The organism is Pseudomonas azotoformans, from assembly GCF_900103345.1.
Lineage (GTDB): Bacteria > Pseudomonadota > Gammaproteobacteria > Pseudomonadales > Pseudomonadaceae > Aquipseudomonas > Aquipseudomonas azotoformans.
This window is the reverse complement of record NZ_LT629702.1, coordinates 2,133,455-2,159,761: the sequence shown is the minus strand read 5'-3', so window position 1 is coordinate 2,159,761 and position 26,307 is coordinate 2,133,455. Positions and strand designations below refer to the sequence as shown.

Here is a 26,307-nt window from a genome sequence, read left to right as displayed (position 1 = left end):
GTTTCAGATTTATGTCCAGCCTGGCCCTTCGCACCGCTGATACACACTCCCGCCGCGCCGCGCTGACCCTCGCTTTGTGCTTGCCCAGTGATGTGTTGCTCTACCTGTTACTGCCCATGGAATCCCAGGCGTTCGGCATCACTCTGGCCCAGGCCGGGGTGTTGCTGGCGGCCAACCGCCTGGTGCGGATTTTCGGCTACCGGCATGTACTCAATTTTTACGCACGCAGCGGCGACCGCCTGACCTGCATGATCGCTGCCGGCGCCGCGACCTTGTGTGCGGTGGGCAACTCGATGTTGTCGGGTTTTGCGGCATTGCTGGGACTGCGGCTGGTGTGGGGCCTGTGCTTTGCCGCGTTGAACCTGTCGACCCAAGTGCTGGCCACCTCGGAACCTGCGGGTGCAGCACGCCGCGCCGGGCGCTCGCGGGCGTTGATCGCCCTGGGGCCGATGCTGGCGCTGCCCCTGGGCGGCTGGCTGACGCTGTGGGCCGGGCCGCGTCCGATCTTTCTGATTCTGGCCGGGTGTTGCCTGGTGGGCTTGTGGATGGCGCGCGGCTTGCCTACGGTCGGGCATGATTTGCACAGCACACCGGGGCGCCGCTTCAAATGGCCGGACAGTGTGGCGGTGTGGTCGTTTATCGAGGGCGTGGCGCTGGACGGGCTGTTTATCTTCGGCCTGTCGATCCAGGCGCAGAAGCTGCTGGGCGGGGATGCGGTGCTGATCGCCGGCGGCCTGATGGCGCTGCGTTATGTCTCGGAAATGCTCCTGAGCCCGTTGGGCGGTCGTGCGGCCCAGCGTTTTGGCGCCACCTCGATGCTGCTGCTGTTTTCGTTCCTGAGTGCCCTGGCCCTGACGGCGTTCGGCAGTTACTGGGTGATAGTCGGCGCGGCGGCGGTATTGGTGTTGCGTGCGTTGCAACTGCCGCTGGTGACCACCCTGGTAGCGGAGCGCAACCCCGGTTCGATGCGGGTGTCGGCCCTGGCCTCGAACGCCGTGTGGCGCGATATCGGCGCCGGCCTTGGCCCCTTGCTCGCCGGCCTGCTGTTGCCGATCGCCTCGGCGCCGTGGGTGTTTGGCCTGGCCGGTGCAGCCATCGCCGTGAGCGCGGTGTTCTGCTGGCGCGCAAAAAATTCCAACTGATGATGTGAGGTTGTACGTGCCCTCTCAAGAAACCTTCGTAGACGTGCTGGATAAGGCCTATCGACACTGGACCGGCCAGGGACTGCCGGCCCCGGCACACCTGGACGCGCAACAGCGCCTGGCCTGGCTGCACAGCGACGCGCCCTACAGCTTGCTGGCCCATGACGGCGGAGCAGATCCGCGATTTACGTATGTGAATGAATGCGCCTTGCAGTGCTTCAAATACCCGCGCGACAGTTTTATCGGCATGCCCTCACGCTTCAGCGCCTCGGCACTCGACCGCGCTGCGCGTCAGCGGCTGCTGGAGCAAGTCACCGCCAACGGCATCGCCGATGGCTACAGTGGCTGGCGGGTGGATGCGCACAACCAGCCGTTCATGATCCACGCCGGGGTGGTATGGACCTTGCTCGATGACGCCGGCCAGCCGTGCGGCCAGGCGGCGTTGTTCTGGCCCGACGAGCAGCGCATCGGCGTGTTGGCTTAAGCGGTTTTAAAGGCTGCCAGCCAGGCGGGGTCTAACCGGGTTTGTTCGGTGTCGATCCCCAGCGCCTGCATCCTGGCCTTGTGCGCCTCGACCTCGGCCAGCAACTGCACCTGGGCGCTGGAGTTGGCATCCAGCTCATGCATCTGTGTCAGGCCCAAGTGGTAGAAGCGCAGCACCTTGATCGCCATCGGGTCATTGGCTTGTACCCGTTCGGTGACCTTGTGCATCACATTGGTCACGCTCATCAGGCTGCGCTTGAGCTGCCAGCCATACACTGCCGGCGCCAGCCACGGCTGGGTCCAGAACGGGCCACGCACCAGGGCCAGGGTGATCAGCACCCCGGCGAACACACCGCCGACATTGAAGCGGAAATTGTCACCGCCGGGCTCACCGAACAGCATCACCGCCAGGCTCGACAGCAGCATCGCCAGGGCGACGAACAACACGGCCACGATCAGCGTGCTGCGCCGGGTCTGTTGGCGGAAGGTGACAGGGTCGCAGGGTTTGAGCTCGAACATCCGGGTCATCTCTCCAGAAGGGGCCGGCATCATCTCACGCTATGCGTGTGCTCACGTAACTCACAGCGATTCATGCGCGGCGAGGTTGCGATACTGTCCTTTGAAATACAGTAATGGCTGCGAAGCGGTCGCTTTATGCAGGTTCAGTGCTTTCACTTCACCAATCACGATCAGGTGATCACCCGCAGCGTGTTCGGCGTGAATTTCGCAATCCAGCCAGTGCAGGCTGCCGGCAATGAGCGGATTGCCCAATGGGGATTCTTGCCACTTCACGCCGTGCCACTTGTCTGTGCCTCGGCGAGCGAACTGGTTGGAAATCCTGATCTGCTCGCCGGACAGGATATTGACGGCGAACCGGCCGGCCTGGCGAATCCTGGGGTAACTGGCCGAATTGGACATGACGCTGAATGACACCAGCGGCGGGCTCATCGACACGCTATAGAACGACTGGCAAGTGAAGCCGATCGGCTCGCCATCAACGTGGGAGGTAATCACTGTGATACCGGATGCGTAGTGCCCGAGGGCTTCTCGAAAGCGTAACGGCTCGATGGGACGTGACATAGGCGGTCCTGAATAATGTGTGCCGTTCGAAAGCGCCAGGCAAGGCCTGACAGGGTCAGGCCTTGTGCGTGCTCAGTACGCGTTCGAGAGTTCTTTGCGCACGATGGCTGCGCCGGCACTCAACGCATTCAGTTTGCCCCTGGCCACGTGACGGGGCAGGGGCGCCATCCCACAGTTCGTGCAAGGGTAGAGCTTGTCGGCATCGACAAACTGCAGTGCTTTGCGCAAGGTGTTGGCGACTTCCTCCGGTGTTTCAATGGTATGGCTGGCCACGTCAATGGCCCCGACCATCACTTTTTTACCGCGGATAAGTTCAATCAGCTCCATGGGCACATGGGAGTTGTGGCATTCCAGCGAGACGATATCGATGCTGGATTGCTGTAACTTGGGAAAGGCTTCTTCATATTGACGCCACTCGGATCCCAGCGTCTTTTTCCAGTCGGTATTGGCCTTGATGCCGTAGCCATAGCAAATATGCACGGCGGTTTCACATTTGAGGCCTTCAATGGCCCTTTCCAGGGTAGCCACGCCCCAGTCGTTCACCTCATCAAAGAACACGTTGAAGGCGGGCTCATCGAATTGGATGATGTCCACCCCGGCGGCTTCTAATTCAAGGGCTTCCTGGTTAAGGATTTTGGCGAATTCCCAGGCCAGCTTTTCACGACTCTTATAGTGGTTGTCATACAGCGTATCGATCATCGTCATGGGGCCAGGCAGCGCCCACTTGATGGGTTGCCTGGTTTGCTGGCGCAAGAACTTGGCGTCTTCAACAAACACCGGCTTCTGGCGGGAAACAGCCCCTACGACCGTTGGCACGCTTGCGTCATAACGATCACGGATTCGCACGGTCTCGCGTTTCTCGAAATCAACACCGCTGAGGTGTTCAATAAACGTCGTCACAAAGTGTTGGCGCGTCTGTTCGCCATCACTGACGATATCAATGCCCGCGTGTTGTTGTTCCTGTAGGGACAGACGCAAGGCGTCGTGTTTGCCTTCGGTCAATGCCTCATCTTGCAGTTTCCATGGTGACCACAGTGTCTCAGGCTGGGCCAGCCAGGAAGGTTTAGGCAAACTGCCGGCAGTCGAAGTCGGTAACAACTTTTTCATCAGGGATGACCTTGTAGTATTAATGCGTCAAAGCGTGCAGTTGGCGGACCACTGTTGAAGAACAGCCTGGTAGGGTTTGATGAAGTGCTCTTCAACAAATTTTCCCTGTTCAATGGCCAGGCGGCTGCGTTCTTCTCGATCGTAAACAATCAGCGTCAGTGAATAGTCCTGATGCTTCAAACTGGGATGATAGGATTTCCCGGCGGCCGAATTGGCATTGTAGATCTCGGGCCGGTAAATCTTCTGGAAGGTGTCCATGGTGCTGATGGTGCTGATAAGTTCAAGGTTGGTGTAATCCGCCAGCAAATCACCGGAAAAATAAAAGGCCAACGGCGCAACACTGTTTGAAGGCATGAAGTAGCGAACCTTCAATCCCATTTTGCTGAAGTATTCATCCGTCAAGGAGTAGGCATCCTGTTGGTATTCGAAGCCTAGTACAGGGTGCTGGTTTTCCGTCCGATGATAGGTCCTGGTGTTCGAAACGCTCAGGCAGATTACCGGCGGTTTTTTGAAGTTTTCTTTGTAAGTGCTTGAGTTGACGAAGTGCTTGAACAGCTTTCCGTGTAGCTCGCCAAAGTTGTCGGGTGTGCTGAAGTCGGACCGATCCTTGTTGTGCGCTGATAAGGCAACACTGAAGTCATAATCTCGCACATAAGAGGAGAAGTTGTTGCCGACAATACCCTCAATGCGTTCATGGGTGTGTTGATCGACAATTGTTGTTTTCAAGATTTCAATCAGCGGGATGGCGTTGCCACGCTGTTCAGGGTCAATGCCCATTTCAACGGAGACGATATCAAGTTCCACGCTGTAGCGATCACCCTTGGGGTTATCCCACTGTGCCAACGCATTGAAACGATTGTTGATCATCCTCAGTGTGTTGCGCAGATTCTCCTGGCGGCTTTTGCCCCTGGCCAAGTTGGCGAAGTTGGTGGTGATGCGCGTGTTTTCCGAGGGATGATAATGTTCGTCGAAACGAAGGGTTTTGAGGGTAAAGGCAAACTCGCTGTTCATTGTGACCTGACATCCTGATTTCTGGGGCACACCTGATGGGTTGTTCAGGTGCCAGATTGATTTCGAGTATCAATAATTAGGATGTAGTTTAGGCGGGGCACAGGTCGAGTAAAATTGAATTGATTTCACTGAAGCGTTAGCCCTGTTCATGATGGGCAAACGGTCAACTGCAAAAGGTGTTGGAAGCCCCACCTTGCACGGTGAGGCTGTTCACTTACTTGGGTGCGATCCACGTGACATCCGTAATCCCGAACTTCTCCGCCCAGGGCCGGGTCGTCTTCTTGACCTGCTCGTGCCCCACGCGTCCCACGCGACTCACATGGGCAATATCGGCATCCACCGCCGCCCAGTGCCAGGCCTCGGCGTTGTTCATCACTTCGGCACGCACCACAAAGGTTTTCGGTTGACCGTGCAGCTGATAATTGATCGTGTAGATTTTTGCGGTACTCATGTTGCCTCCCTGTGTTGTTATAGATGGATAGGGCAGCGTTCAAAAAGGTTCATTCAAAATGACAATCTGCATGCGGGCGCGGCATAGTGACGCCTTCTTCCTGTGCCAAAGGATCGTGCCATGCCTGTGCTGACCCATAGCCGCCTCTACCTGCAACGCCTGGGTTATGACACGCCGCCGGCGCCCACCCTGCAAACCTTGCAGGACCTGCAATTGCGCCATGTGTGCAGCTTTGCCTTCGAGAACCTGTCGAGCCTGGTACGGCTGCCGGTGCCGATCGACCTACCGAGTGTTGAACAAAAAGTGCTGTTGGACGGGCGCGGGGGCTATTGCTATGAGCTGAACCAGATGTTCCTGGCGCTATTGCAGGAACTCGGTTTCGACGCCCGAGGCATCACCGGTCGGGTGGTGATGGGCGGGCCGCCGGATGCGCGTACGGCGCGTACCCATCGCTTGAGCCTGGTGACCCTGGACGGCGTGCGCTACATCACCGATGTCGGCTTTGGCGGCATGGTGCCCAGCAGCCCGTTGCAGTTGGACACGCAGGCGGTGCAGGCCACGGCTCATGAACCTTATCGTCTGACCTTCGACGGACAGGGCAGTTACACTTTGTGGGCGCAAGTGGCCGAGGAGTGGCGCGGCCTGTATGTGTTCGACCTGCAAGTACAGGCGGCTATCGATTACGAAATCGGCAACTGGTACGTCTCCACCCACCCGAATTCGGTATTCGTCGGCCAACTGAAGGTCGCGCGCCTGGCGCCGGGCAAACGCCATACCCTGAACAACACCCACTATGCGATCCACTCCCTGGATCGGCCGAGCGAAAAACGCATGCTTGGCAGTGCCGATGAGGTGGTGCAGGTGCTGACTGAAACCTTCGGGATTCGCGTGCCGTACTCGGTATCGCTTCGGCAATGCCTTGATGGCTTGGTCCAGGCCGCTACCCAGCAATAGCGAGATAGAGCCTTCGCTGAACCGTTTTACCTCCAAATCAACGCAAATTAATTCGAACCTTTGGTGCTCGCCGGGGTTCGAAGCGGTTCCTGAATAATTTGCTCACCAGACAAGGAGATGTAAAACGATGTCCAAGCTATTCGGAAAATTCCTCAAGGGTTCCTCACTGCTGGCGCTGGTCGCTGCGCCTGCCGTGGTGTTCGCCGCACCGTCCACCGACCCGATTTCCACCTTCGGGATCCTGGGCAGCTACAACGACTTCAAATTCGAAGGCGGCAGCGAAAGCGACAAGAGCCACATGCCTGAGGCCGGCCTGTTCTACAACTTCGGCAACAAGCTCACTGCCGAATCCGGCTTTATCTACCAGGCCGGTATCGAAGCCAAGTACGGCGAAAAGAGCGATAACAAACTCAAGGAAGGCCAGGCTGACCTGGACCTGGGCTGGCGTGCCGCGCTGGATGCGCGCAATTTTGTCGACGTGATCGTCGGTGGCGGCTACAGCTGGACCCGCTACGAGCCAGAGATCAACGACCTTGATGTGAAGCTCACCAACAAATCGCCGTTCGCCAAGGCGGCCCTGGGCTATAACCACCAGTTCGATGACATGACCCTGCGTGTCGAAGCCGGCGCCCGTCGTACCATTGATGGCCGCACCAAGCTCAAGGTGGATGACTTCGGCAGCGACACCGTCGACCTCAAGGACCGCACCAACCCCTACGCCGAAGTCAGCCTGTTGATGAACCAGAAGGGTGACCTGCCGGTGGTCGCGGGCCTGTACTACACCCGCACCGAGTACAAGCTCGACGGTGACTCCGAAGTGGCCGACAACACCAAGCTCAAGCGTAACGAGTACGGCTTCAAGGTCGGTATCGCTTTCTGACGCGATGCACCGAAAAACGCCCCGAATGTCCGGGGCGTTTTTTTTTGAGGCAATTGCAGATCAACCCAAAGCGGCAAGTTGCGCCACGGTCTCAGGAAAACGTGCCACCAGGCGAATCAGTGTGGCAGCCTGGGCATTCGGCTTGGCCCGGCCTTGCTCCCAGTTTTCCAGGGTGCGGGTGTTGGTGCGCAGGTACATGGCGAACACCGACCGGGAGAGGTTGAGTTGTTGGCGCACGGCGACCACCTCCTCGGCGGTAAGCGGCTCCAGTTGGTTGAGATGAACCTTATGGGTTCGCAGGGTGACTTTGCCTTGGCGTTCGTTTGCCAAGGCGTCGAAGCCTTCGACCAGTTCGGAAAAGATTTCACGTTTCATGGTGTGTTCTCGCTTTGATTTCCCTGTCCAGCATGTGTTTCAGGGCTTTTTTGTGCTGTGGTGTCAGGTCATCCTGTTCGTGCTTGCCGTACAGGGTGAATAGCCAGAATTGCGTGCCGCCCGACCACCAGTAGTAAATGACCCGCAGGCCACCGCGCTTGCCTTTGTTGCGTCGCTCATCGATGAAGCGAACTTTGCGCAGTCCGCCTGTTCCCTCGATCACATCTCCTGCTTCCGGGTTCTTCATCAACTCTTGTTGAAAACCCTGGAAAAGCTCGTCACTCAGATAGTCCTTGCGATGCCGCTCGAAGGCCGGCAGTTCGATAAATAGAGCATCCATGTTCTGTACGTAGCCTGCGTAGAGTTTGGTGGCCCACCTGCTTATGGTCAAGTGACCTTGCTGTGGGAACTTTCCTAAAACTCAAACACCATACGGCGGGCTTCGGCGTGCATATGCCAGATGAGTAGGCGAGTGGAAGAGGAAATTTCCGTGAGTTGAAGAGGGTGTTTGAACCCATTGCCCAGAATGCAAAACGGCGCCCTAGGGCGCCGTTTTGTTGACTGCATCCCGCTAAGCGATCAAACACCCAATACCGCGTGCTGCACCAGGGTCAGCAACGGTTGTGGGTACACGCCCAGGAAGAACGCGAGCAGGGCGATGGCCAACAGCATCACGCCGCCTGCCTTCTGTTCCCAATGCAGCTCGGCATCCACACGGCGCAGGTTCGGCTCGATCAGGTACAGGGTGACCATCACGCGCAGGTAGTAGAACACGCCGATGGCGCTGCCCAGTACCAGGGAGGCAACCAACCACCACTCGTGTGCTTCAACACCGGTCGCGACGATGTAGAACTTGCCGATGAAGCCCGCAGTGAGCGGAATACCAGCCAGGGACAGCATCATCACGGTCAGTACGGCGGTCAGGTACGGACGGCGCCAGAACAGGCCGCGGTACTCGTACAGGGCATCGGCGTCACGGCCTTTGAACGGCGAGGACATCAGCGTGATCACGCCAAATGCACCCAGGCTGGTGATCACGTAGGTGACCAGGTACACGCCCATGGCTTCCACGGCCAGGCCTTTGCTCGCCACCAGGGCGATCAGCAGGTAGCCGAAGTGAGCGATGGAGGAGTAACCCAGCAGACGCTTGAGGTTGTTCTGGGTCAGGGCCAGCAGGTTACCGAACAGGATCGACGCGATGGCGATCACGGTCAGCACGTTGCTCAGCACACCGGTGTTGGCGACAGGCGAGATCTGGAACAGACGCACCATCACCGCAAACACCGCAACCTTCGATGCGGTGGCCAGGAACGCAGCCACCGGCGCCGGGGCGCCTTCGTACACGTCCGGGGTCCACAGGTGGAACGGCACCAGCGACAGCTTGAACGCCAGGCCGATCAGCATCATGGCCAGGCCCAGTTGGGCGATTGGCGCAGGCAGGCTGGTGGTGGCCAGGGCGTGGCCGATACCGGTGAAGCTCAGGCTGCCGGCTTCGGCGTAGAGCAGGGCCATACCGAACAACAGGAACGCGGAACCAGCGGCCGACAGCACCATGTACTTGATGCCGGCTTCCAGGGAGCGCTTGTTGAAGAAGGCATAGGCCACCAGGCCATAGGTCGGGATCGACAGCAGTTCCAGGCCGATGAACAAGCCGGCCAGGTGCTGTGCACTGACCAGCACGATGCCACCGGCCGCAGCCAGCAGGATCAGCAGGTACAGCTCTTCCTTGTTGCCTGGGTAACCGGTGCCGCCTTCGCCCATGTAGGCGTGGGCGAGGGTGACGCAGGCCAGGGTCGCGACCAGGATCAGCGCGATATACAGCAGGGCGAAGTCATCGACCATCATCAATGGTGTGACCGCCAGTGGCGCGACCTTGAGGGCCGGGATGATCGACAGCAGGGCCAGGTTCAGGCCGGCACAGGACAGCAGGAACGTTTGCGAGTGATTGCGGCGCCAGGCGATCGCCAGCATCACCACCACGATGGTGAGGCTGGTGATCAGCAGCGGCGCAAGCGCGATAAAGTGTTGGATCGTGAATTCCATAGCGCTCTTACCGGGCCGAAGCGAGTTGAGAGAAGGCGGTGCCGAACCACTGCTGCACGCCATGCATCGTTGCGGCAGAAGTGTCCAGGAACGGTTGCGGGTACACGCCGATGTAGATCAGCAGTACCGCCAGGCCGAGCACCATGATCAGTTCGCGAGCGTCCATCCCTTGCAGGACGGTGTCGGACTTGGCCGGGCCGAAGTAGGCGCGGTGGATCATGATCAGCGAGTAGACCGAACCGAATACCAGGCCGGAGGTAGCAATCGCACTGATCCACGGCGTTTGCACGAAGGCACCCATCAGGATCAGGAACTCGCCGATGAAGTTGCCGGTGCCCGGCAAGCCCAGGGACGCGGCGGCGAAGAATAGGCTGATCGCCGGCAGGTAGGCGATGCGCGACCACACGCCACCCATTTCACGCATGTCACGGGTGTGCAGGCGCTCGTACAGCTGGCCACTCAGGATAAACAGTGCAGCGGCTGAGACACCGTGGGCCAACATCTGGATCACCGCGCCTTGCAGCGCCAGTTGGCTGCCGGAGTAGATGCCGATCAGTACGAAGCCCATGTGGGAAACGGACGAAAAGGCAATCAGACGCTTGATGTCGGTTTGCGCAAACGCCAGGAACGCACCGTAGAAGATCCCGATCAGACCCAGGGTCATGGCGATCGGCGCGAATTCGGCCGAGGCATTCGGGAACAGCGGCAGGGCGAAACGCAGCAGGCCGTAGGCTGCTGTCTTCAGCAGGATACCGGCCAGGTCCACGGAACCGGCCGTCGGCGCCTGGGCGTGCGCATCGGGCAGCCAGGAGTGGAACGGCACCACCGGCAGCTTCACCGCAAACGCGATGAAGAAGCCCAACATCAGGATGTACTCGGTGGTCAGGGACATCTTGGTCTTCAACAGGTCGGCGTAGTTGAAGGTAATCACGCCGGTGTTGTTGAAGTTGACCAGTACCAGGCCCAGGATCGCCACCAACATGATCAGGCCGGAAGCCTGGGTGAAGATGAAGAACTTGGTCGCCGCGTAGATCCGGGTTTTCTTGCCGTCCGAAGAACTGTGACCCCAGAGCGCGATGAGGAAGTACATCGGCACCAGCATCATTTCCCAGAAGAAGAAGAACATGAACAGGTCGAGGGCGAGGAACACGCCGACGACACCGCCCAGGATCCACATCAGGTTCAGGTGGAAGAAGCCCACGTGACGCTGGATCTCTTTCCAGGAGCAGAGTACCGAGAGGATACCCAGCAGGCCGGTCAGCAGGATCATCAACAGCGACAGGCCGTCGAGGGCCAGGTGCACGTTGATGCCGAAGCGCTGGATCCACACGTGCTTGAATTCAAGCGCGAAGGTGGGATCGAAACCCGGTGCCGGAGCAAATGAATAGTCGCCATGGGCCCACAGCCAGAGGCCGAGCGCGAGTTCCAGGGACATGGTCAGCAACGCAATCCAGCGGGGGAGGGTGGCGCCGAAGCGTTCACCCATCCAGCAGAGCAGGCCGCCGATGAAGGGGATCAGGATTAGCCAGGGCAGAATCATGACAGGCTCGTTTCCTTTCGCAAGTTCGCAAAGTTGGCAATGTTCATAATCAGACCGCTACCACGACGATGGCGCCAATAACCAGTACCGCACCGGCAGCCATGGAAGCAGCGTACCAACGCAACTGGCCAGTCTCGCTGCGGCTCAGGGCGGTGTGACCGGCCTTGGCGGCACGCGGGATCAGACCGATGGTCTGGTCGAGCGGGTCTTTGCGCAGAATGTGGCTGATGGCGAGGTAAGGCTTGACGAACAGTTTGTCGTAGATCCAGTCGAAGCCCCAGGCAGCGAACCACCAGGCCGACAGGAAGCGGCCAATACCACTGTTGGCGACGGCTGTCACGAAGCGACGCTTGCCGAGGAACAGCAGGGCCGCCAGCAGGATACCGGCAATGGCGATGGCGCCCGAGGCGATTTCCAGGCTGTGCTGGGCTGCGCCGCCGGCATGGCCGACGCTTTGCGGCAGTACACCGTGCAGAGGCGGAGTGATCATGGCGCCGACGAAGGTCGACAGGATGATCAGTACCGACAATGGCAACCAGTGCGAGATGCCGTGGCCTGCGTGGGCTTCGGTCTTGGCTTCACCGTGGAAGGTGATGAAGATCAGGCGGAAGGTGTACAGCGAGGTCATGAATGCACCCACCAGGCCTGCGTACAGCAGGTTCTGGTTGCCGCTGGCGAAGGCTTCCCAAAGGATCTCATCCTTCGAGTAGAAACCGGCGGTCACCAGCGGCAGGGCGGCCAGGGCGGCACCACCGACGATGAAGCTGGCGTAGGCCAGTGGCAGTTTCTTCCACAGGCCGCCCATCTTGAAGATGTTCTGCTCGTGGTGGCAGGCAACGATCACCGCACCGGAGGCGAGGAACAGCAGGGCCTTGAAGAAGGCGTGGGTCATCAGGTGGAAGATCGCCGCGTCCCAGGCGCCAACGCCCAGGGCCAGGAACATGTAGCCGATCTGGCTCATGGTCGAGTAGGCGAGGATGCGCTTGATGTCGGTCTGTACCAGGGCAGCAAAGCCAGCCAGGACCAGGGTCACGCCACCGACGATGCCGACCAGATGCAGGATGTCCGGCGCCAGGGTGAACAGGCCGTGGGTACGCGCGATCAGGTAGACACCGGCGGTGACCATGGTGGCCGCGTGGATCAGTGCGGAAACCGGGGTAGGGCCGGCCATCGCGTCCGCCAGCCAGGTTTGCAGTGGCAGTTGCGCGGATTTACCCACGGCGCCGCCCAGCAGCATCAGGGTAGCCAGGGTGATCCAGAAGTCACCGACCTGGAATTTCTGCGGTGCCAGCACCAGCAGTTCCTGGATGTTCAGCGTGCCCACCTGTTGAAACAGGATGAACAGGCCGATGGCCATGAACACGTCGCCGATGCGGGTGACGATAAAGGCCTTGAGGGCTGCGTTACCGTTGTTGCGGTTGCTGTAGTAGAAACCGATCAACAGGTACGAGCACAGGCCCACGCCTTCCCAGCCGAAGTACAGGAACAACAGGTTATCGCCGAGCACCAGGAACAGCATGCTGGCAATAAACAGGTTGGTGTACGAGAAGAAGCGCGAGTAGCCGGCTTCACCGCGCATGTACCAGGACGCGAACAGGTGGATCAGGAAGCCCACGCCGACAACCACGCCGAGCATGGTGATCGACAGGCCGTCGACGTAGAGGGCGAAGTTGGGCTTGAAGCCCTCCACCGACATCCACTGCCACAGCACCAGGGTGTAGTGACCGCCTTCCGGCGGCGCCACGTTGAATTGCCAGATGACGTAGGCGGCGACGATCGCCGACAGGCCAATGGAACCCACGCCCACCAGGGCCGAGAGGTTTTCCGACCAGCGTCCACGGGAGAACGACAGCAGCAGGAAACCGATCAGGGGGAATACGAAAGTCAGAAAGATCATGTTCATCCGCGCATCTCACTGGCAGCGTCGATATCAAGCGTGTGGAAGCGACGATACAGTTGCAGCAGGATCGCCAGGCCAATGCTGGCCTCGGCGGCTGCCAGGCTGATCACCAGGATGAACATGACTTGTCCATCCGGCTGGCCCCAACGTGCACCCGCAACGATGAACGCAAGTGCCGCGGCGTTCATCATGATTTCCAGGCTCATCAACACGAACAGAATGTTACGGCGGACCATCAGGCCGACCAGGCCAAGGCAGAACAGGATGCCGGCGACCGCCAGACCATGCTCCAAAGGGATAGCAGGCATCGTCATTGCTCCTTGGCTTCGTTGCGGCCCAAGTGGAAGGCGGTGACGGCTGCAGCGAGCAGCAGCATCGACGCCAGTTCGACCACCAGCAGGTACGGGCCGAACAGGCTGATGCCCACGGCTTTTGCATCCACGGTGGTGTGGCCGATGGCCTGGCCGCTCTGGTGAGCGAACAGCACATACAGCAGCTCACCCAGCAGCAGCGCTGCCAGGACAACCGGGCCGAGCCAGATGCCGGGCTTGAGCCAGACGCGCTCCTGGGCGACCGAAGCCGGCCCCAGGTTGAGCATCATTACCACAAACACGAACAGCACCATGATGGCACCGGCGTAGGCGATCACTTCCAGCACACCGGCGAACGGCGCGCCGAGGCTGAAGAAGGTCATGGCCACGGCGATCAGCGAAATGATCAGGTAGAGCAGGGCGTGCACAGGGTTGGTGTTGGTGATCACGCGAAGCGTGGACACAACCGCGATACCCGATGCGAAATAGAAAGCGAATTCCATCTTTCTTCCTTAAGGCAGCAAGCTCTTCACGTTGATCGGCTCGGCTTCGTTTTGTGCGGCGCCTTTCGGCTTACCGGCAACGGCCATACCTGCAACACGATAGAAGTTGTAATCAGGGTTTTTACCGGGACCAGAGATCAGCAGATCTTCTTTCTCGTACACCAGGTCCTGACGTTTGAACTCGGCCATCTCGAAATCCGGCGTGAGCTGGATCGCGGTGGTCGGGCAAGCTTCCTCGCAGAGGCCGCAGAAAATGCAGCGCGAGAAGTTGATGCGGAAGAAGTCCGGGTACCAGCGACCGTCTTCGGTTTCAGCTTTCTGCAGGGAGATGCAACCCACCGGGCACGCCACGGCGCACAGGTTGCAGGCTACGCAACGCTCTTCGCCATCGGGGTCGCGGGTCAGCACGATACGGCCGCGATAGCGCGGCGGCAGGTACACCGCTTCTTCCGGGTATTGCAGGGTGTCGCGTTTGCGGAAGCCGTGACCGAACACCATCACCAGGCTTCGCAACTGGGTACCGGTACCCTTAACGATGTCGCCAATATATTTGAACATGGGTCAAATCCTCACTGAACCGCGCCGGCTGGCGTGTTCAACAACACAACGGCAGCCGTCACCAGCAAATTGATCAGGGTCAGTGGCAGGCAGAAGCGCCAGCTGAAATCCATCACCTGGTCGTATCGTGGACGCGGAATGGAAGCGCGCAGCAGGATAAACAACATGATGAAGAACGCGGTCTTCAGGAAGAACCAGAAGAACGCCAACTGCGGCAGGATGCCGAATGGACCGTGCCAGCCGCCGAAGAACAGCGTGACCAGCAGGGCCGAGATCAAGATGATGCCGATGTATTCGCCGACGAAGAACATGCCCCATTTCATGCCGGCGTATTCGATGTGGTAACCGTCGGCCAGTTCCTGTTCCGCTTCCGGCTGGTCGAACGGGTGACGGTGAGTCACGGCCACGCCAGCGATGAAGAAGGTACAGAAGCCGAAGAACTGCGGAATGATGAACCACAGGTTCTGCGCCTGGTACTCGACGATGTCGCGCATGTTGAACGAGCCAACCTGCACCACGATGCCCATCAGCGCGAGGCCCATGAACACTTCGTAGGACACGGTCTGGGCCGAAGCCCGCAAGCTGCCCAGCAGGGCGAACTTGTTGTTGCTCGACCAACCGGCGAACAGCACCGCGTAGACCGACAAACCGGCCATGGCGAAGAAGAACAGCAAGCCGATGTTCAGGTCCGCCACGCCCCAGGTCGGGGTGATCGGGATGATCGCGAAGGCGATCAGCAAGGCACTCATGGCCACGACCGGTGCCAGGGTGAAGATCACCTTGTCGGCAAACGGTGGGGTCCAGTCTTCCTTGAAGAACATTTTCAGCATGTCGGCGGCGATCTGGAACATGCCGAACGGGCCAACGCGGTTCGGACCGTAGCGGTCCTGCCACCAGCCCAGCAGGCGACGTTCGACGAAGCTGAGCAGGGCGCCCGCGACGACCACGGCCAACAGGATCACGATGGCCTTGACGACCGAGATGATCACGTCGATCACTTCAGGGGTGAACCAGGTCATTGCGCTGCCTCCTGCAGACCGTCAACGGTTTTGCCAAAGATCGCCGGCGGGATACCGGCGAGGCCTTTAGGCAGTGCAACCAGACCGGCACCCAACTCATCGTTGATGCGCAGCGGCAGACGCAGGGTCTGGCCGGCCACGTTCAGGCTGAGCAGGGCACCGTCGTTGACGCCCAGGCGGTCGGCTTCGGACTTGGCCACGGATACGTAGGCCTCAGGAATGCGACTTTGCACCGGTGCGGCCTTGGAAGAGTTCTCTTCGCTGCCGAACAGGTGGAAGAACGGCACGACCTGCCAGGTGCCCTGGGCCGGGTTGAACGGACGCGGTACGGCGGCGAACCAGTTCAGCGCATCACCGGTGCTTTCGATCAGGCGGGTGCCCGGGTCGCCAGCGCGGATGTGACCACCGACTTCGTCCTGGAACTTGTTCCAGGCCTGCGGCGAGTTCCAGCCCGGCGACCAGGCAAATGGCACCTGCTGACGTGGCTCGACCGAACCCGAGTAACCTTCCATGGAGAAGGCGAACGCGGTGTCGTTGTCTTGCGGGGTACGCGGTTCATGCACGCTGATGTCGGCGCGCATGGCGGTACGACCGGAGTAACGCAGCGGCTCACGGGCCAGTTTCATGCCCTTGATGCGGAACGAGGCGGACGGTGCAGCGTCGACGATCCGCGCCAGTTGCGGGGCGCTGGCAGCGGTGGCTGCGGTGACGTGGTCGAGCTGGGTCCAGTCGATCGGCTGGTTCAGCAGGGTGGCGCGCAAGGCGTGCAGCCAGCGCCAGCCTTCGTGAACCAGGATGCTGGCGTCCATGTACTTCGGATCGAACACCTGGAAGAAGCGCTGGGCACGGCCTTCCTGGCTGACCAGGGTACCGTCGCCTTCAGCGAAGGTGGCGGCTGGCAGTACCAGGTGGGCGCGGTCGCTGGTGGCGGTCTTCTGGTGATCGGCAACGATCAGCACTTTGGCCGCGTTCAGTGCAGCGTCAACCTTGGCGGCATCGGTGCGGGTGTACAGGTCGTTTTCCAGTACCACGATGGCGTCGGCGTTGCCGTCGATCACCGCTTGCAGGCCGGCGTCCAGTGACTCGCCACCGAGCATGGCCAGGCCAAGGCTGTTGGCTTCCGGCACCACCAGGCTGATGGAACCGTTCTTGTCGCGCAGCTTCAAGGCCTTGGCGATGTTGGCGGCGGCTTCGATCAGCGCCTTGGAACCCAACGAGGTGCCGGCAATGATCAATGGGCGCTTGGCCGCCAGCAGGGCGTCGGCAATGCGTTGGGCCAGTTCACCGGCTTCGGTGTCCAGGCCTTCGACGGCAGGCGCGCTGGCGTCGAGAGCGTGGGCCACGGCGAAACCGAGGCGCGCCAGGTCGTCCGGCGCTGCGTGCACACATTCTTCGGCGATGTCGTCGAGCTTGGTTTCAGCCAAGCTTGCAATGAACAGCGGGTTCAGCGCGTGCTGGCCGATGTTTTTCACCGCGGCGTCGAGCCATGGCTGGACGCGCATGGCGTCGGCCATGTCTTCAGCCTTGCCCTTGACCGACTGGCGCAGCGACAGGGCGATGCGGGCGGCGGTCTGGGTCAGGTCTTCACCGAGCACGAAGATGGCGTCGTGGTCTTCGATGTCGCGCATGTTCGGAACCGGCAGCGGGCTGTCGTTCAACACTTGCAGGACCAGGCGGATGCGCTCCAGCTCAGCGGCTTCGATACCGGAGTAGAAGTGCTCGGCACCGACCAGCTCGCGCAGCGCGAAGTTGCTTTCGAGGCTGGCGCGCGGTGAACCGATACCGACGATATTTCGGCCGCGCAGCAGATCGGCGGCTTTATCCAGCGCGTCGTCCAGGCTCAGTTTGGCGCCGTCGGCCAACAGTGGCTGGCGTGGGCGGTCTTCGCGGTTGACGTAGCCATAGCCGAAACGGCCACGGTCGCACAGGAAGTACTGGTTGACCGAGCCGTTGAAGCGGTTTTCGATGCGGCGCAGTTCGCCGTAGCGCTCGCCCGGGGAGATGTTGCAACCGCTGGAGCAGCCATGGCAGATGCTCGGGGCGAACTGCATGTCCCATTTGCGGTTGTAGCGCTCGGAGTGGGTCTTGTCGGTGAACACACCGGTCGGGCAGACCTCGGTGAGGTTGCCGGAGAACTCGCTTTCGAGCACGCCGTCTTCAACGCGACCGAAATACACGTTGTCATGAGCGCCGAATACGCCGAGGTCGGTGCCGCCGGCGTAGTCCTTATAGAAGCGCACGCAACGGTAGCAGGCGATGCAGCGGTTCATTTCGTGGGAAATGAACGGGCCGAGGTCCTGGTTCTGGTGGGTACGCTTGGTGAAGCGATAACGGCGCTCGTTGTGGCCGGTCATCACCGTCATGTCTTGCAGGTGGCAGTGACCGCCTTCCTCACAGACCGGGCAGTCGTGGGGGTGGTTGGTCATCAGCCATTCGACGACGCTGGCGCGGAACGCCTTGGATTCATCATCGTCGATGGAGATCCAGGTGTTGTCGGTGGCTGGGGTCATGCAGGACATGACAATACGACCACGGGTGTCGTTCTCGTCGGTGTACTGCTTGACCGCACACTGGCGGCAGGCCCCGACGCTACCAAGCGCGGGGTGCCAGCAGAAATACGGGATATCGAGACCGAGCGACAGACAGGCCTGTAACAGGTTGTCTGCCCCATCGACTTCGAGCGCTTTGCCGTCTACGTGGATAGTGGCCATGGTTCAAAGTTCTTCGTTGGCCCGTTGTCAGCGGGCGTGGCTAATGGAATCTTGTTATTCATGGGCCTCAACACAGCCTTTACGGCGTCAGCCCATGAGCAGGTGAAGGGCACGGACCCTTCACCTGTTAAAGCGTTACGCGCCGACTACGATCGGCCTCGCCAGAGGCGGCACGGCGGCGCTGGTAGGCGCGATGCCGGCTTCGAACTCCGAGCGGAAGTATTTGATGGCGCTGCCCAATGGCTCCACGGCGCCCGGTGCGTGAGCACAGAAGGTCTTGCCTGGGCCGAGGAAACCGACCAGGCCCAGCAGGGTTTCGATATCACCCTCGCGGCCTTCGCCATTTTCCAGGGCCATCAGCAGCTTGACGCTCCATGGCAGGCCGTCGCGGCATGGGGTGCAGAAGCCGCAGGATTCGCGGGCGAAGAACTGCTCCATGTTGCGCAGCAACGAGACCATGTTCACGGTGTTGTCCACCGCCATCGCCAGGCCGGTACCCATACGGGTGCCCACCTTGCCGATGCCGCCGGCATACATTTGTGCGTCGAGATGCTCGGGCAACAGGAAACCGGTACCGGCGCCGCCTGGCTGCCAGGCTTTCAAGGTGTAGCCGTCGCGCATGCCGCCGGCGTAGTCCTCGAACAGCTCGCGTGCGGTCACGCCGAACGGCAGTTCCCACAGGCCAGGGTTCTTGACCTTGCCGGAGAAGCCCATGAGCTTGGTGCCCATGTCTTCGCTGCCTTCTCGGGCCAGCGATTTGTACCAGTCCACGCCGTCGGCAATGATCGCCGGCACGTTGCACAGGGTCTCGACGTTGTTCACGCAGGTCGGCTTGCCCCACACGCCCACGGCGGCAGGGAAGGGCGGCTTGGAGCGCGGGTTGGCGCGGCGGCCTTCGAGGGAGTTGATCAGTGCGGTTTCTTCCCCGCAGATGTAGCGCCCGGCGCCGGTGTGCACGAACAGTTCGAAGTCAAAACCCGAACCGAGGATGTTCTTGCCCAACAGGCCGGCGGCCTTGGCTTCTTCCACGGCACGGTTGAGGTGCTTGGCGGCGGTGGTGTATTCGCCACGCAGGAAGATGTAGCCCCGGTAGGTTTTCAGCGCGCGGGCGCTGATCAGCATGCCTTCGATCAGCAGATGGGGCAGTTGCTCCATCAGCATGCGGTCTTTCCAGGTGTTCGGCTCCATTTCATCCGCGTTGCACAGCAGGTAGCGGATGTTGATGGATTCGTCCTTGGGCATCAGGCCCCACTTCACGCCCGTGGGGAAGCCCGCACCGCCGCGGCCCTTGAGGCCGGCGTCTTTCACGGTCTGGACGATATCGTCCTGGGCCATGTCGGCGAAGGCTTTGCGCGCAGCGGCGTAACCGTTCTTGGCCTGGTACTCGTCGAGCCATACCGGCTCGGCATCGTCACGCAGGCGCCAGGTCAGCGGGTGGGTCTCGGGCGAACGCTTGATCAGGTTGGCCGGGCCGAAAGAAGTCAGGGTCATGGGTAGCCCTCGAGCAATTGGGTCACGCCAGCAGGCTGCACGTCACCGAATGTGTCGTCGTCGATCATCAACGCCGGCGCCTTGTCGCAGTTGCCCAGGCAGCACACCGGCAGCAGCGTGAAGCGGCCGTCCGGAGTGGTCTGGCCGAGGCCGATGCCCAGCTTGTTCTGGATCTCGCTGACCACGGATTCGTGGCCGCCGATGTAGCAGACCATGCTGTCGCACACGCGAATGATGTGGCGGCCCACCGGCTGGCGGAAGATCTGGCTGTAGAACGTGGCCACGCCTTCAACGTCGCTGGCAGGGATGCCGAGAATCTCGCCGATGGCATAGAGGGCGCCGTCCGGCACCCAGCCACGTTCCTTCTGGACGATCTTCAAGGCTTCGATCGACGCAGCGCGCGGATCTTCGTAGTGATGCAGCTCGTGCTCGATGGCCGAGCGCTCGGTTTCACTCAAGGTGAAACGGTCTGTCTGGATAAGCGTGCTGTTCATGCTTAGCGGTCCACGTCGGCCATAACGAAATCGATACTACCCAGGTACGCAATCAAGTCCGCGACCATCTCGCCTTTGATCACCGAAGGGATCTGCTGCAAGTGGGCGAAGCTCGGGGTACGGATCCGGGTGCGGTAGCTCATGGTGCCGCCATCGCTCGTCAGGTAATAACTGTTGATACCCTTGGTCGCTTCGATCATCTGGAAGGACTCGTTGGCCGGCATCACCGGACCCCACGAAACCTGCAGGAAGTGCGTGATCAGGGTTTCGATGTGCTGCAGCGTGCGCTCTTTCGGCGGCGGCGTGGTCAGCGGGTGATCCGCCTTGTACGGGCCGGCCGGCATGTTGCGCATGCACTGCTCGATGATCTTCAGGCTCTGGCGCATTTCTTCGACGCGCACGATGCAGCGGTCGTAGGCATCGCCATTGGCCGCCAGCGGGACTTCGAATTCGAAGTTCTCGTAGCCGGAGTACGGGCGCGCTTTACGCAGGTCGAAGTCGCAGCCGGTGGAACGCAGGCCAGCACCGGTGACGCCCCATTCCAGGGCCTCCTTGGTGTTGTACTGCGCGACGCCGATGGTACGACCCTTGAGGATGCTGTTATCCAGCGCCGCCTTTTGGTACTCGTCCAGACGCTTGGGCATCCAGTCGATGAACTCCTTGACCAGGCGTTCCCAGCCATTCGGCAGGTCGTGGGCCACGCCGCCGATGCGGTACCAGGCCGGGTGCAGGCGGAAACCGGTGATGGCTTCGATGACCTTGTAGGCGCGCTGACGGTCGGTGAAGGTGAAGAACACCGGGGTCATGGCGCCGACGTCCTGGATATAGGTACCCAGGAACAGCAGGTGGCTGGTGATCCGGAAGAACTCGGCCATCATGATGCGGATGGTGTCGACGCGGTCCGGCACCTTGATGCCGGCCAGCTTCTCGACCGAGAGCACGTACGGCAGGTTGTTCATCACGCCGCCGAGGTAGTCGATACGGTCGGTGTACGGGATGAAGCTGTGCCACGACTGGCGCTCGGCCATCTTCTCGGCACCACGGTGGTGGTAGCCGATGTCCGGCACGCAGTCGACGATTTCTTCGCCGTCCAGTTGCAGGATGATACGGAAGGCACCGTGGGCCGAAGGGTGGTTCGGGCCCAGGTTGAGGAACATGTAGTCCTCGTTGGTGCCGGAGCGCTTCATGCCCCAGTCTTCCGGACGGAAGCGCGCAGCTTCTTCTTCAAGCTGTTGCTTGGCGAGGTTGAGGCTGAACGGGTCGAATTCGGTAGCGCGCGCCGGGAAGTCCTTGCGCAGCGGGTGACCTTCCCAGGTCGGCGGCATCATGATGCGCGTCAGGTGCGGGTGGCCCGGGAAGTCGATGCCGAACATGTCCCAGACTTCGCGCTCGTACCAGCTGGCGTTCGGCCAGATACCGGTCACGGTCGGGATGCTCAAGTCGCTTTCCGACAGCGCAACCTTGATCATCACGTCACTGTTACGTTCCAGCGACATCAGGTGGTAGAACACGGTGAAATCGGCGCCACTCGGCAGCCCCTGGCGCTTGGTGCGCAGACGCTCGTCCACGCCATGCAGGTCATAGAGCATGACGTACGGCTTGGGCAGGTTGCGCAGGAAGGTCAGGACTTCGACGAGCTTGGCACGCGCCACCCACAGCACCGGCATACCGGTGCGCGTGGCCTGGGCGGTGAAGGCGTCAGGGCCAAAACGGTTATTGAGTTCGACGACCACATCCTGGTCGTCTGCCTTATAAGGCGGGATGTACAGAGCACTGCCTGTAGTCATGGTTTTTTATCGCTTTCGGTCAACGTAAAGAATGAAGCCAGGTGTTCGTTCTATAAAAGAAGCGGTGCTGGATCAGACTTCGTCGGGGCTGCGCAGGTTGGTGACTGCGATACGCTGTTCGCGGCGCTGTTCCTTTTGCGACGGCATCTCGGCGCGGTACACGCCTTGATCGCCGACGACCCAGGAAAGCGGACGACGCTCCTTGCCGATCGATTCCTGCAACAGCATCAAGCCTTGCAGGAACGCTTCAGGGCGAGGCGGGCAGCCAGGCACGTAGACGTCCACGGGCAGGAACTTGTCCACCCCTTGAACGACGGAATAGATGTCGTACATGCCACCGGAGTTGGCGCACGAACCCATGGAGATAACCCACTTCGGCTCGAGCATTTGCTCGTAGAGACGCTGGATGATCGGCGCCATCTTGATGAAGCAGGTACCGGCGATAACCATGAAATCCGCCTGGCGCGGCGAGGCCCGGATAACTTCGGCGCCAAAGCGCGCGATGTCGTGGGGCGCCGTGAAGGCGGTGGTCATTTCCACGTAGCAGCACGAAAGACCGAAGTTGTACGGCCACAGGGAGTTTTTACGCCCCCAGTTGACCGCGCCACTCAGCACGTCTTCCAGCTTGCCCATGTAGATGTTTTTGTGGACTTGGTCTTCTAACGGGTCGGAAACGGTTTCCCGTTCGCCGATGGGGTACTGCTCGTTAGGAGCATCCGGGTCGATCCTGGTGAGATTGTATTGCATCGCCAAAGCCTCATTGTTTCAGCTTCGCTTGCCGCTTACGACGAGCTTCCGGAGCCCAGTCAAGGGCGCCCACTCGGAATAGGTAGACAAGGCCTGCCAACAGAATTGCTATGAAAACGAGGGCTTCGACGAATCCGGTCCAGCCGCTTTCGCGGACGGACACAGACCAGGCAAAGAGAAAGAGGGCTTCGATATCGAAGATCACGAACAGCATCGCGACCAGATAGAATTTGGCTGAGAGCCGCAAGCGGGCGCCACCTGTAGGCAGCATGCCGGACTCGAACGGTTCATTTTTGCTGCGGCCCCAGGCTTTTGACCCGAGGAGGCTGGAGACACCGAGCATGAAGGCGCAGAGGCCGACAACACCGAGGAGGAAAATGGCAAAGCCCCAGTTGTGGGCCATGAGTCCTGTCGCTTCGGTCATGCTGGAAATCCTTAACAGAGAGCAAAGGTCTCTGAGCTCGAAAAAGTAACGATGCAGTGACGATATGTCGCACTGCAATCAATCGCGGTGATTTTATGGCTAAACACCGGGCAAGTAAAATTCCTATGGCGAAATTATTCGATGGAATAAGCACATAGTGCACCTTCTTGGGGCTGCAGCCCTTGTGTGGCGGGCATTAGCGGGCATTTAATCAAATGTGTTTTGTTTAACCGGTAACGAAGTTTTCATGGTCTAAATGATAATGAATATTGTTTGCGCGGGTTTTAAGCGGGTGTGTGTGGTGGGGCGGGGGAAGTTGCTGTTACTTGGTTGAATACCGCTTAGTTGCCGACGGGGATCTTTTAACCGATTTGATCCCTGCAAATACCGCTCTGGATCAATGTTTCGTACAAAAATTCCGAGGTCACCACCGTTCTTAATGTGGGAGGGGGCTTGCCCCCGATGACGGCGGGTCAGTCACAGATGTATCAACTGACGCTCCCTCATCGGGGGGCAAGCCCCCTCCCACATTTTGACCTTCATTTTGTCAGGGAGGTTTTCACGAGGCAAAAAAACGCCCCGAACAGGTCGGGGCGTGATCGTTGTGCGGCACTGCGGTTAGGTCTTCCTTGGGGCTGCAGTGGCCGTGTACGCGGTGCTTAGTGGAACTGCTCTTCTTCGGTCGAGCCGGTCAGCGCGGTCACGGACGAGGTGCCGCCCTGGATCACGGTGGTCATGTCGTCGAAGTAGCCGGTGCCCACTTCCTGCTGGTGAGCCACGAAGGTGTAGCCCTTGGCGGCGTCAGCGAACTCCTGCTCCTGCAGCTTCACGTAGGCGGTCATGTCGTTGCGGGCGTAATCGTGCGCCAGGTTGAACATGCTGTGCCACATGTTGTGGATGCCGGCCAGGGTGATGAACTGGTGCTTGTAGCCCATGGCGGACAGTTCGCGCTGGAACTTGGCGATGGTCGCGTCGTCCAGGTTCTTCTTCCAGTTGAAGGAAGGCGAGCAGTTGTAGGACAGCAGTTGGTCCGGGTATTCCTTCTTGATCGCCTCGGCGAATCGACGGGCTTCGTCCAGGTCCGGCTTGGCGGTTTCACACCAGATCAGGTCGGCGTACGGGGCGTAGGCCAGGCCGCGAGCGATGGCCTGGTCGAGACCGGCACGTACCTTATAGAAGCCTTCCTGGGTGCGCTCGCCAGTCACGAAGGGCTGGTCATACGGGTCGCAGTCCGAAGTCAGCAGGTCAGCAGCGTTGGCGTCGGTACGCGCCAGGATGATGGTTGGCGTGCCAGCAACGTCAGCGGCCAGGCGCGCAGCGGTCAGCTTCTGTACGGCTTCCTGGGTAGGCACCAATACCTTGCCGCCCATGTGACCGCATTTCTTCACGGATGCCAGTTGGTCTTCGAAGTGCACGCCGGCAGCACCTGCCTCGATCATGCTCTTCATCAGTTCGTAGGCGTTGAGTACACCGCCGAAACCGGCTTCGGCGTCGGCCACGATCGGCGCGAAGTAATCGATGTAGCCTTCATCGCCCGGGTTCTTGCCGGCTTTCCACTGGATCTGGTCGGCACGACGGAACGAGTTGTTGATGCGCTTGACCACAGTTGGAACCGAATCCACCGGGTACAGCGATTGGTCGGGGTACATGGATTCAGCGGAGTTGTTGTCCGCCGCCACTTGCCAGCCGGACAGGTAGATCGCCTGGATACCGGCTTTCACCTGCTGGACTGCCTGGCCGCCAGTGAGGGCGCCCATGCAGTTGACGAAATCTTTGTCGGGACGGAAGGAAGGCTTGGCCCCTTGGGTAACCAGCTTCCACAGCTTCTCGGCGCCGAGTTTTGCAAAGGTGTGCTCAGGTTGAACCGAGCCACGCAGGCGGACGACGTCAGCAGCGGAGTAAGCGCGGGTCACGCCTTTCCAGCGTGGGTTTTCAGCCCAGTCTTTCTCGAGGGCTGCAATTTGCTGTTCGCGTGTCAGTGCCATGGAAGTAAACCTCGTCGCGTCTTCGTGTGGTGGAAAAATCCATTTGCCAGCCCTGCATTCAAGTGCGGGGGCAGGGCTGCTCGCTGACCAGAAGCTTAGGCGGTCATGTCGGGTCTGGCGGGGAATGCGACGGGATGAACGAGTAGCGAGAGGGTCGGGCAGGTACAGGCGGACCGAGAACAGTCTTCGGGCGTCGTGGGCCCTCGGGTGTTCAACAGCGTGTAGCCGGGTTACCTGGTTAGCTTCCGTCCCTCGGGACAACTTCGTTCCAGTCGCAACCTCGTCAAACACGCCTTGTGGGCGGTACAGACACGAATCGGCTCAGGTGGGTAGCTTGGAGCGCGATCCGAAGGCCCTTGCCAGGGCCCCTGATTAGCGGGAGCGAGGCCATCATGCCCAGGCTTTTTTGGATCGTCAAATGTTTTGTAGTGCTTTTTTTAAAGCACTACATCTTTAGTCTAATACGACTCATCAGTCAGTTTTTGGTGCTTCAGTTCAGGGTGTCGACCTTGACGCGCACCGTCAGGTCATCACGGCCCTGAGTAGAGTAGCTGCGGGTTGTAGCGGATTTGTCGGCTTGGGTCTCGCGATTGATGCCGGCCAGGGTGATCCACTCGCCTAGGCGCCCACTGACGGTTGTGTCGGTACTCTGTACGTTCACTACATCGGGACGCTCCTGGCTCATGCGGTCACGATTGGTACTGATTGCCAGGTGCACGGTCTCGCCGGTGACGCTGGCGGTCACGTAGAAGCCCTGGGTCACGTTGCGATACTGGGTCTGGTTTTGCAGGCGGCCATAGCTGTCCTGCTGGGTGGTGGTCAGTGGCACACTCTGGCCGACCTGGATCAGCGCAGGCACGCCTTCGCTGGCCTGGATCTGCTGGGTACCGCCGTCGCGGCTGGTGGTGCCGTAGCTGATGATGCGGGTCTGGCTGTCTCCCGTGTTCTGCTGGTTGTTTTCGTTGGTGTCGACGGTGATCAGCAGGCGTTTGGCCGGAGTATCCAGTTGAGACAGCAGGGCGCGAAGGTCCTGGATCTTGCCAGGGTCGGCCTTGACGATCAGTTGATTGCCGTAGGCGCTGACGGTGCCGTCCTTGCCGATGAAGTTCTGCGCCACGGGGAGCAAGTCGGCGCTGGTGCGGTTGCTCAGGTTGACCACTTCGGTGTCGGCCACGGCCGAGACGCTGGCGGTCAGGAGGAGGGCGGTGAGCAGGGTGCGTAGGGACATGTCCGTTATCTCTGCGAGTCAAAGGCTGGATAGTGCCAGTTTGTCGGCCTGGCGGGTCGCAAATTGAATCGTAGACGGCAAAA

General features: G+C 60.2%; 26 protein-coding genes. 4 read left to right on the top strand and 22 right to left on the bottom strand.

The genetic code is table 11. The features are described from left to right. Nucleotides 1-11: 11 nt before the first annotated feature. Both BLR69_RS09315 and BLR69_RS09310 read left to right on the top strand, forming a co-directional pair. Nucleotides 12-1,142 (top strand): MFS transporter, encoded by a 1,131-nt coding sequence (locus BLR69_RS09315; RefSeq protein WP_071493401.1) that lies wholly within the window; start codon nucleotides 12-14, stop codon nucleotides 1,140-1,142. 43 nt (nucleotides 1,143-1,185) lie between these two features. Next, the gene (locus tag BLR69_RS09310; protein ID WP_083365851.1) at nucleotides 1,186-1,626 is read left to right on the top strand and encodes an MEKHLA domain-containing protein; all 441 of its coding nucleotides are present in this window, start codon (nucleotides 1,186-1,188) and stop codon (nucleotides 1,624-1,626) included. Here the strand turns inward: BLR69_RS09310 and BLR69_RS09305 are convergent. The 5 genes from BLR69_RS09305 to BLR69_RS09285 form a co-directional block, all read right to left on the bottom strand. Then, entirely contained in the window at nucleotides 1,623-2,144 is a 522-nt protein-coding gene (locus tag BLR69_RS09305; protein WP_071493399.1) for a DUF3087 family protein, read from the bottom strand. The two genes, BLR69_RS09310 and BLR69_RS09305, sit on opposite strands and share 4 nt — an antisense overlap. Nucleotides 2,145-2,204: 60 nt before the next feature. Continuing rightward, nucleotides 2,205-2,705 (bottom strand): flavin reductase family protein, encoded by a 501-nt coding sequence (locus tag BLR69_RS09300; RefSeq protein ID WP_071493398.1) that lies wholly within the window; start codon nucleotides 2,703-2,705, stop codon nucleotides 2,205-2,207. Nucleotides 2,706-2,777: 72 nt separating this feature from the next. Further along, nucleotides 2,778-3,812, bottom strand: a complete 1,035-nt coding sequence (locus BLR69_RS09295) for a methionine synthase (protein WP_071493397.1) — start codon at nucleotides 3,810-3,812, stop codon at nucleotides 2,778-2,780. Between the two features lie 27 nt (nucleotides 3,813-3,839). Continuing rightward, nucleotides 3,840-4,823 carry a DUF1852 domain-containing protein gene (locus tag BLR69_RS09290; protein WP_071493396.1) on the bottom strand — a complete coding sequence of 328 codons (984 nt, stop codon included), beginning with the start codon at nucleotides 4,821-4,823 and terminating at the stop codon, nucleotides 3,840-3,842. Between the two features lie 214 nt (nucleotides 4,824-5,037). Beyond that, entirely contained in the window at nucleotides 5,038-5,274 is a 237-nt protein-coding gene (locus tag BLR69_RS09285; RefSeq protein ID WP_058425027.1) for a DUF6555 family protein, read from the bottom strand. 120 nt (nucleotides 5,275-5,394) lie between these two features. On the opposite strand from BLR69_RS09285, the gene BLR69_RS09280 reads away from it, so the two are divergent. Both BLR69_RS09280 and BLR69_RS09275 read left to right on the top strand, forming a co-directional pair. Further along, nucleotides 5,395-6,228, top strand: a complete 834-nt coding sequence (locus BLR69_RS09280; protein WP_071493395.1) for an arylamine N-acetyltransferase family protein — start codon at nucleotides 5,395-5,397, stop codon at nucleotides 6,226-6,228. 127 nt (nucleotides 6,229-6,355) lie between these two features. Beyond that, nucleotides 6,356-7,108 (top strand): outer membrane beta-barrel protein, encoded by a 753-nt coding sequence (locus BLR69_RS09275; protein WP_058425025.1) that lies wholly within the window; start codon nucleotides 6,356-6,358, stop codon nucleotides 7,106-7,108. Between the two features lie 60 nt (nucleotides 7,109-7,168). Here the strand turns inward: BLR69_RS09275 and BLR69_RS09270 are convergent, their stop codons facing one another. The 17 genes from BLR69_RS09270 to BLR69_RS09190 form a co-directional block, all read right to left on the bottom strand. Continuing rightward, nucleotides 7,169-7,483 carry a helix-turn-helix domain-containing protein gene (locus BLR69_RS09270; protein ID WP_071491908.1) on the bottom strand — a complete coding sequence of 105 codons (315 nt, stop codon included), beginning with the start codon at nucleotides 7,481-7,483 and terminating at the stop codon, nucleotides 7,169-7,171. Beyond that, nucleotides 7,473-7,823 carry a type II toxin-antitoxin system RelE/ParE family toxin gene (locus BLR69_RS09265; protein WP_071493394.1) on the bottom strand — a complete coding sequence of 117 codons (351 nt, stop codon included), beginning with the start codon at nucleotides 7,821-7,823 and terminating at the stop codon, nucleotides 7,473-7,475. Before BLR69_RS09265 ends, BLR69_RS09270 begins: the two co-directional genes overlap by 11 nt. Before the next feature lie 239 nt (nucleotides 7,824-8,062). Further along, nucleotides 8,063-9,526: an NADH-quinone oxidoreductase subunit NuoN gene (gene nuoN / locus BLR69_RS09260; protein WP_071493393.1), complete on the bottom strand. Its 1,464-nt coding sequence runs from the start codon at nucleotides 9,524-9,526 to the stop codon at nucleotides 8,063-8,065. A gap of 7 nt (nucleotides 9,527-9,533) precedes the next feature. Continuing rightward, on the bottom strand, nucleotides 9,534-11,066 hold the full coding sequence (gene nuoM / locus BLR69_RS09255; RefSeq protein WP_071493392.1) for an NADH-quinone oxidoreductase subunit M: 1,533 nt from the start codon (nucleotides 11,064-11,066) through the stop codon (nucleotides 9,534-9,536). A 49-nt stretch (nucleotides 11,067-11,115) separates the two neighbouring features. Then, nucleotides 11,116-12,969: an NADH-quinone oxidoreductase subunit L gene (nuoL, locus tag BLR69_RS09250; protein ID WP_058425022.1), complete on the bottom strand. Its 1,854-nt coding sequence runs from the start codon at nucleotides 12,967-12,969 to the stop codon at nucleotides 11,116-11,118. Then, complete coding sequence (nuoK, locus tag BLR69_RS09245) at nucleotides 12,966-13,274, bottom strand: NADH-quinone oxidoreductase subunit NuoK (RefSeq protein WP_003174727.1); 309 nt, start codon at nucleotides 13,272-13,274, stop codon at nucleotides 12,966-12,968. The genes nuoL and nuoK overlap by 4 nt, the downstream gene beginning before the upstream one ends. A gap of 2 nt (nucleotides 13,275-13,276) precedes the next feature. Continuing rightward, the gene (gene nuoJ / locus BLR69_RS09240; protein WP_016974048.1) at nucleotides 13,277-13,780 is read right to left on the bottom strand and encodes an NADH-quinone oxidoreductase subunit J; all 504 of its coding nucleotides are present in this window, start codon (nucleotides 13,778-13,780) and stop codon (nucleotides 13,277-13,279) included. 9 nt (nucleotides 13,781-13,789) lie between these two features. Further along, nucleotides 13,790-14,338: an NADH-quinone oxidoreductase subunit NuoI gene (gene nuoI, locus BLR69_RS09235; RefSeq protein ID WP_003174725.1), complete on the bottom strand. Its 549-nt coding sequence runs from the start codon at nucleotides 14,336-14,338 to the stop codon at nucleotides 13,790-13,792. Between the two features lie 11 nt (nucleotides 14,339-14,349). Next, nucleotides 14,350-15,357, bottom strand: a complete 1,008-nt coding sequence (gene nuoH / locus BLR69_RS09230; RefSeq protein ID WP_017137518.1) for an NADH-quinone oxidoreductase subunit NuoH — start codon at nucleotides 15,355-15,357, stop codon at nucleotides 14,350-14,352. Beyond that, a complete protein-coding gene (nuoG, locus tag BLR69_RS09225) occupies nucleotides 15,354-18,068 on the bottom strand; it encodes an NADH-quinone oxidoreductase subunit NuoG (RefSeq protein ID WP_071493391.1) in 2,715 nt (904 codons plus the stop codon). The genes nuoH and nuoG overlap by 4 nt, the downstream gene beginning before the upstream one ends. Before the next feature lie 135 nt (nucleotides 18,069-18,203). Next, on the bottom strand, nucleotides 18,204-19,559 hold the full coding sequence (nuoF, locus tag BLR69_RS09220; protein WP_003174722.1) for an NADH-quinone oxidoreductase subunit NuoF: 1,356 nt from the start codon (nucleotides 19,557-19,559) through the stop codon (nucleotides 18,204-18,206). Beyond that, nucleotides 19,556-20,053, bottom strand: a complete 498-nt coding sequence (nuoE, locus tag BLR69_RS09215; RefSeq protein ID WP_003174721.1) for an NADH-quinone oxidoreductase subunit NuoE — start codon at nucleotides 20,051-20,053, stop codon at nucleotides 19,556-19,558. Before nuoE ends, nuoF begins: the two co-directional genes overlap by 4 nt. A gap of 2 nt (nucleotides 20,054-20,055) precedes the next feature. Further along, nucleotides 20,056-21,840 (bottom strand): NADH-quinone oxidoreductase subunit C/D, encoded by a 1,785-nt coding sequence (gene nuoC / locus BLR69_RS09210; RefSeq protein ID WP_033896875.1) that lies wholly within the window; start codon nucleotides 21,838-21,840, stop codon nucleotides 20,056-20,058. Between the two features lie 72 nt (nucleotides 21,841-21,912). Beyond that, entirely contained in the window at nucleotides 21,913-22,587 is a 675-nt protein-coding gene (locus BLR69_RS09205; RefSeq protein ID WP_003174719.1) for a NuoB/complex I 20 kDa subunit family protein, read from the bottom strand. Nucleotides 22,588-22,597: 10 nt separating this feature from the next. Continuing rightward, complete coding sequence (locus BLR69_RS09200) at nucleotides 22,598-23,011, bottom strand: NADH-quinone oxidoreductase subunit A (RefSeq protein WP_003219575.1); 414 nt, start codon at nucleotides 23,009-23,011, stop codon at nucleotides 22,598-22,600. A gap of 659 nt (nucleotides 23,012-23,670) precedes the next feature. Then, a complete protein-coding gene (gene aceA / locus BLR69_RS09195; RefSeq protein ID WP_005789113.1) occupies nucleotides 23,671-24,996 on the bottom strand; it encodes an isocitrate lyase in 1,326 nt (441 codons plus the stop codon). A 490-nt stretch (nucleotides 24,997-25,486) separates the two neighbouring features. Beyond that, on the bottom strand, nucleotides 25,487-26,224 hold the full coding sequence (locus BLR69_RS09190; RefSeq protein ID WP_071493390.1) for a secretin N-terminal domain-containing protein: 738 nt from the start codon (nucleotides 26,222-26,224) through the stop codon (nucleotides 25,487-25,489). Between the last annotated feature and the right edge of the window lie 83 nt (nucleotides 26,225-26,307).

Excerpts from the sequence above, each read along its gene's own strand:
- BLR69_RS09315 (WP_071493401.1), top strand. The coding sequence starts at position 12 with ATGTCCAGCCTGGCCCTTCGCACCGCTGATACACACTCCCGCCGCGCC.
- BLR69_RS09305 (WP_071493399.1), bottom strand. The coding sequence starts at position 2,144 with ATGTTCGAGCTCAAACCCTGCGACCCTGTCACCTTCCGCCAACAGACC.
- BLR69_RS09300 (WP_071493398.1), bottom strand. The coding sequence starts at position 2,705 with ATGTCACGTCCCATCGAGCCGTTACGCTTTCGAGAAGCCCTCGGGCAC.
- BLR69_RS09295 (WP_071493397.1), bottom strand. The coding sequence starts at position 3,812 with ATGAAAAAGTTGTTACCGACTTCGACTGCCGGCAGTTTGCCTAAACCT.
- BLR69_RS09290 (WP_071493396.1), bottom strand. The coding sequence starts at position 4,823 with ATGAACAGCGAGTTTGCCTTTACCCTCAAAACCCTTCGTTTCGACGAA.
- BLR69_RS09285 (WP_058425027.1), bottom strand. The coding sequence starts at position 5,274 with ATGAGTACCGCAAAAATCTACACGATCAATTATCAGCTGCACGGTCAA.
- BLR69_RS09280 (WP_071493395.1), top strand. The coding sequence starts at position 5,395 with ATGCCTGTGCTGACCCATAGCCGCCTCTACCTGCAACGCCTGGGTTAT.
- BLR69_RS09275 (WP_058425025.1), top strand. The coding sequence starts at position 6,356 with ATGTCCAAGCTATTCGGAAAATTCCTCAAGGGTTCCTCACTGCTGGCG.
- BLR69_RS09270 (WP_071491908.1), bottom strand. The coding sequence starts at position 7,483 with ATGAAACGTGAAATCTTTTCCGAACTGGTCGAAGGCTTCGACGCCTTG.
- BLR69_RS09265 (WP_071493394.1), bottom strand. The coding sequence starts at position 7,823 with ATGGATGCTCTATTTATCGAACTGCCGGCCTTCGAGCGGCATCGCAAG.
- nuoN (WP_071493393.1), bottom strand. The coding sequence starts at position 9,526 with ATGGAATTCACGATCCAACACTTTATCGCGCTTGCGCCGCTGCTGATC.
- nuoM (WP_071493392.1), bottom strand. The coding sequence starts at position 11,066 with ATGATTCTGCCCTGGCTAATCCTGATCCCCTTCATCGGCGGCCTGCTC.
- nuoL (WP_058425022.1), bottom strand. The coding sequence starts at position 12,969 with ATGAACATGATCTTTCTGACTTTCGTATTCCCCCTGATCGGTTTCCTG.
- nuoK (WP_003174727.1), bottom strand. The coding sequence starts at position 13,274 with ATGCCTGCTATCCCTTTGGAGCATGGTCTGGCGGTCGCCGGCATCCTG.
- nuoJ (WP_016974048.1), bottom strand. The coding sequence starts at position 13,780 with ATGGAATTCGCTTTCTATTTCGCATCGGGTATCGCGGTTGTGTCCACG.
- nuoI (WP_003174725.1), bottom strand. The coding sequence starts at position 14,338 with ATGTTCAAATATATTGGCGACATCGTTAAGGGTACCGGTACCCAGTTG.
- nuoH (WP_017137518.1), bottom strand. The coding sequence starts at position 15,357 with ATGACCTGGTTCACCCCTGAAGTGATCGACGTGATCATCTCGGTCGTC.
- nuoG (WP_071493391.1), bottom strand. The coding sequence starts at position 18,068 with ATGGCCACTATCCACGTAGACGGCAAAGCGCTCGAAGTCGATGGGGCA.
- nuoF (WP_003174722.1), bottom strand. The coding sequence starts at position 19,559 with ATGACCCTGACTTCTTTCGGCCCGGCCAACCTGATCAAGCGTTCGCCC.
- nuoE (WP_003174721.1), bottom strand. The coding sequence starts at position 20,053 with ATGAACAGCACGCTTATCCAGACAGACCGTTTCACCTTGAGTGAAACC.
- nuoC (WP_033896875.1), bottom strand. The coding sequence starts at position 21,840 with ATGACTACAGGCAGTGCTCTGTACATCCCGCCTTATAAGGCAGACGAC.
- BLR69_RS09205 (WP_003174719.1), bottom strand. The coding sequence starts at position 22,587 with ATGCAATACAATCTCACCAGGATCGACCCGGATGCTCCTAACGAGCAG.
- BLR69_RS09200 (WP_003219575.1), bottom strand. The coding sequence starts at position 23,011 with ATGACCGAAGCGACAGGACTCATGGCCCACAACTGGGGCTTTGCCATT.
- aceA (WP_005789113.1), bottom strand. The coding sequence starts at position 24,996 with ATGGCACTGACACGCGAACAGCAAATTGCAGCCCTCGAGAAAGACTGG.
- BLR69_RS09190 (WP_071493390.1), bottom strand. The coding sequence starts at position 26,224 with ATGTCCCTACGCACCCTGCTCACCGCCCTCCTCCTGACCGCCAGCGTC.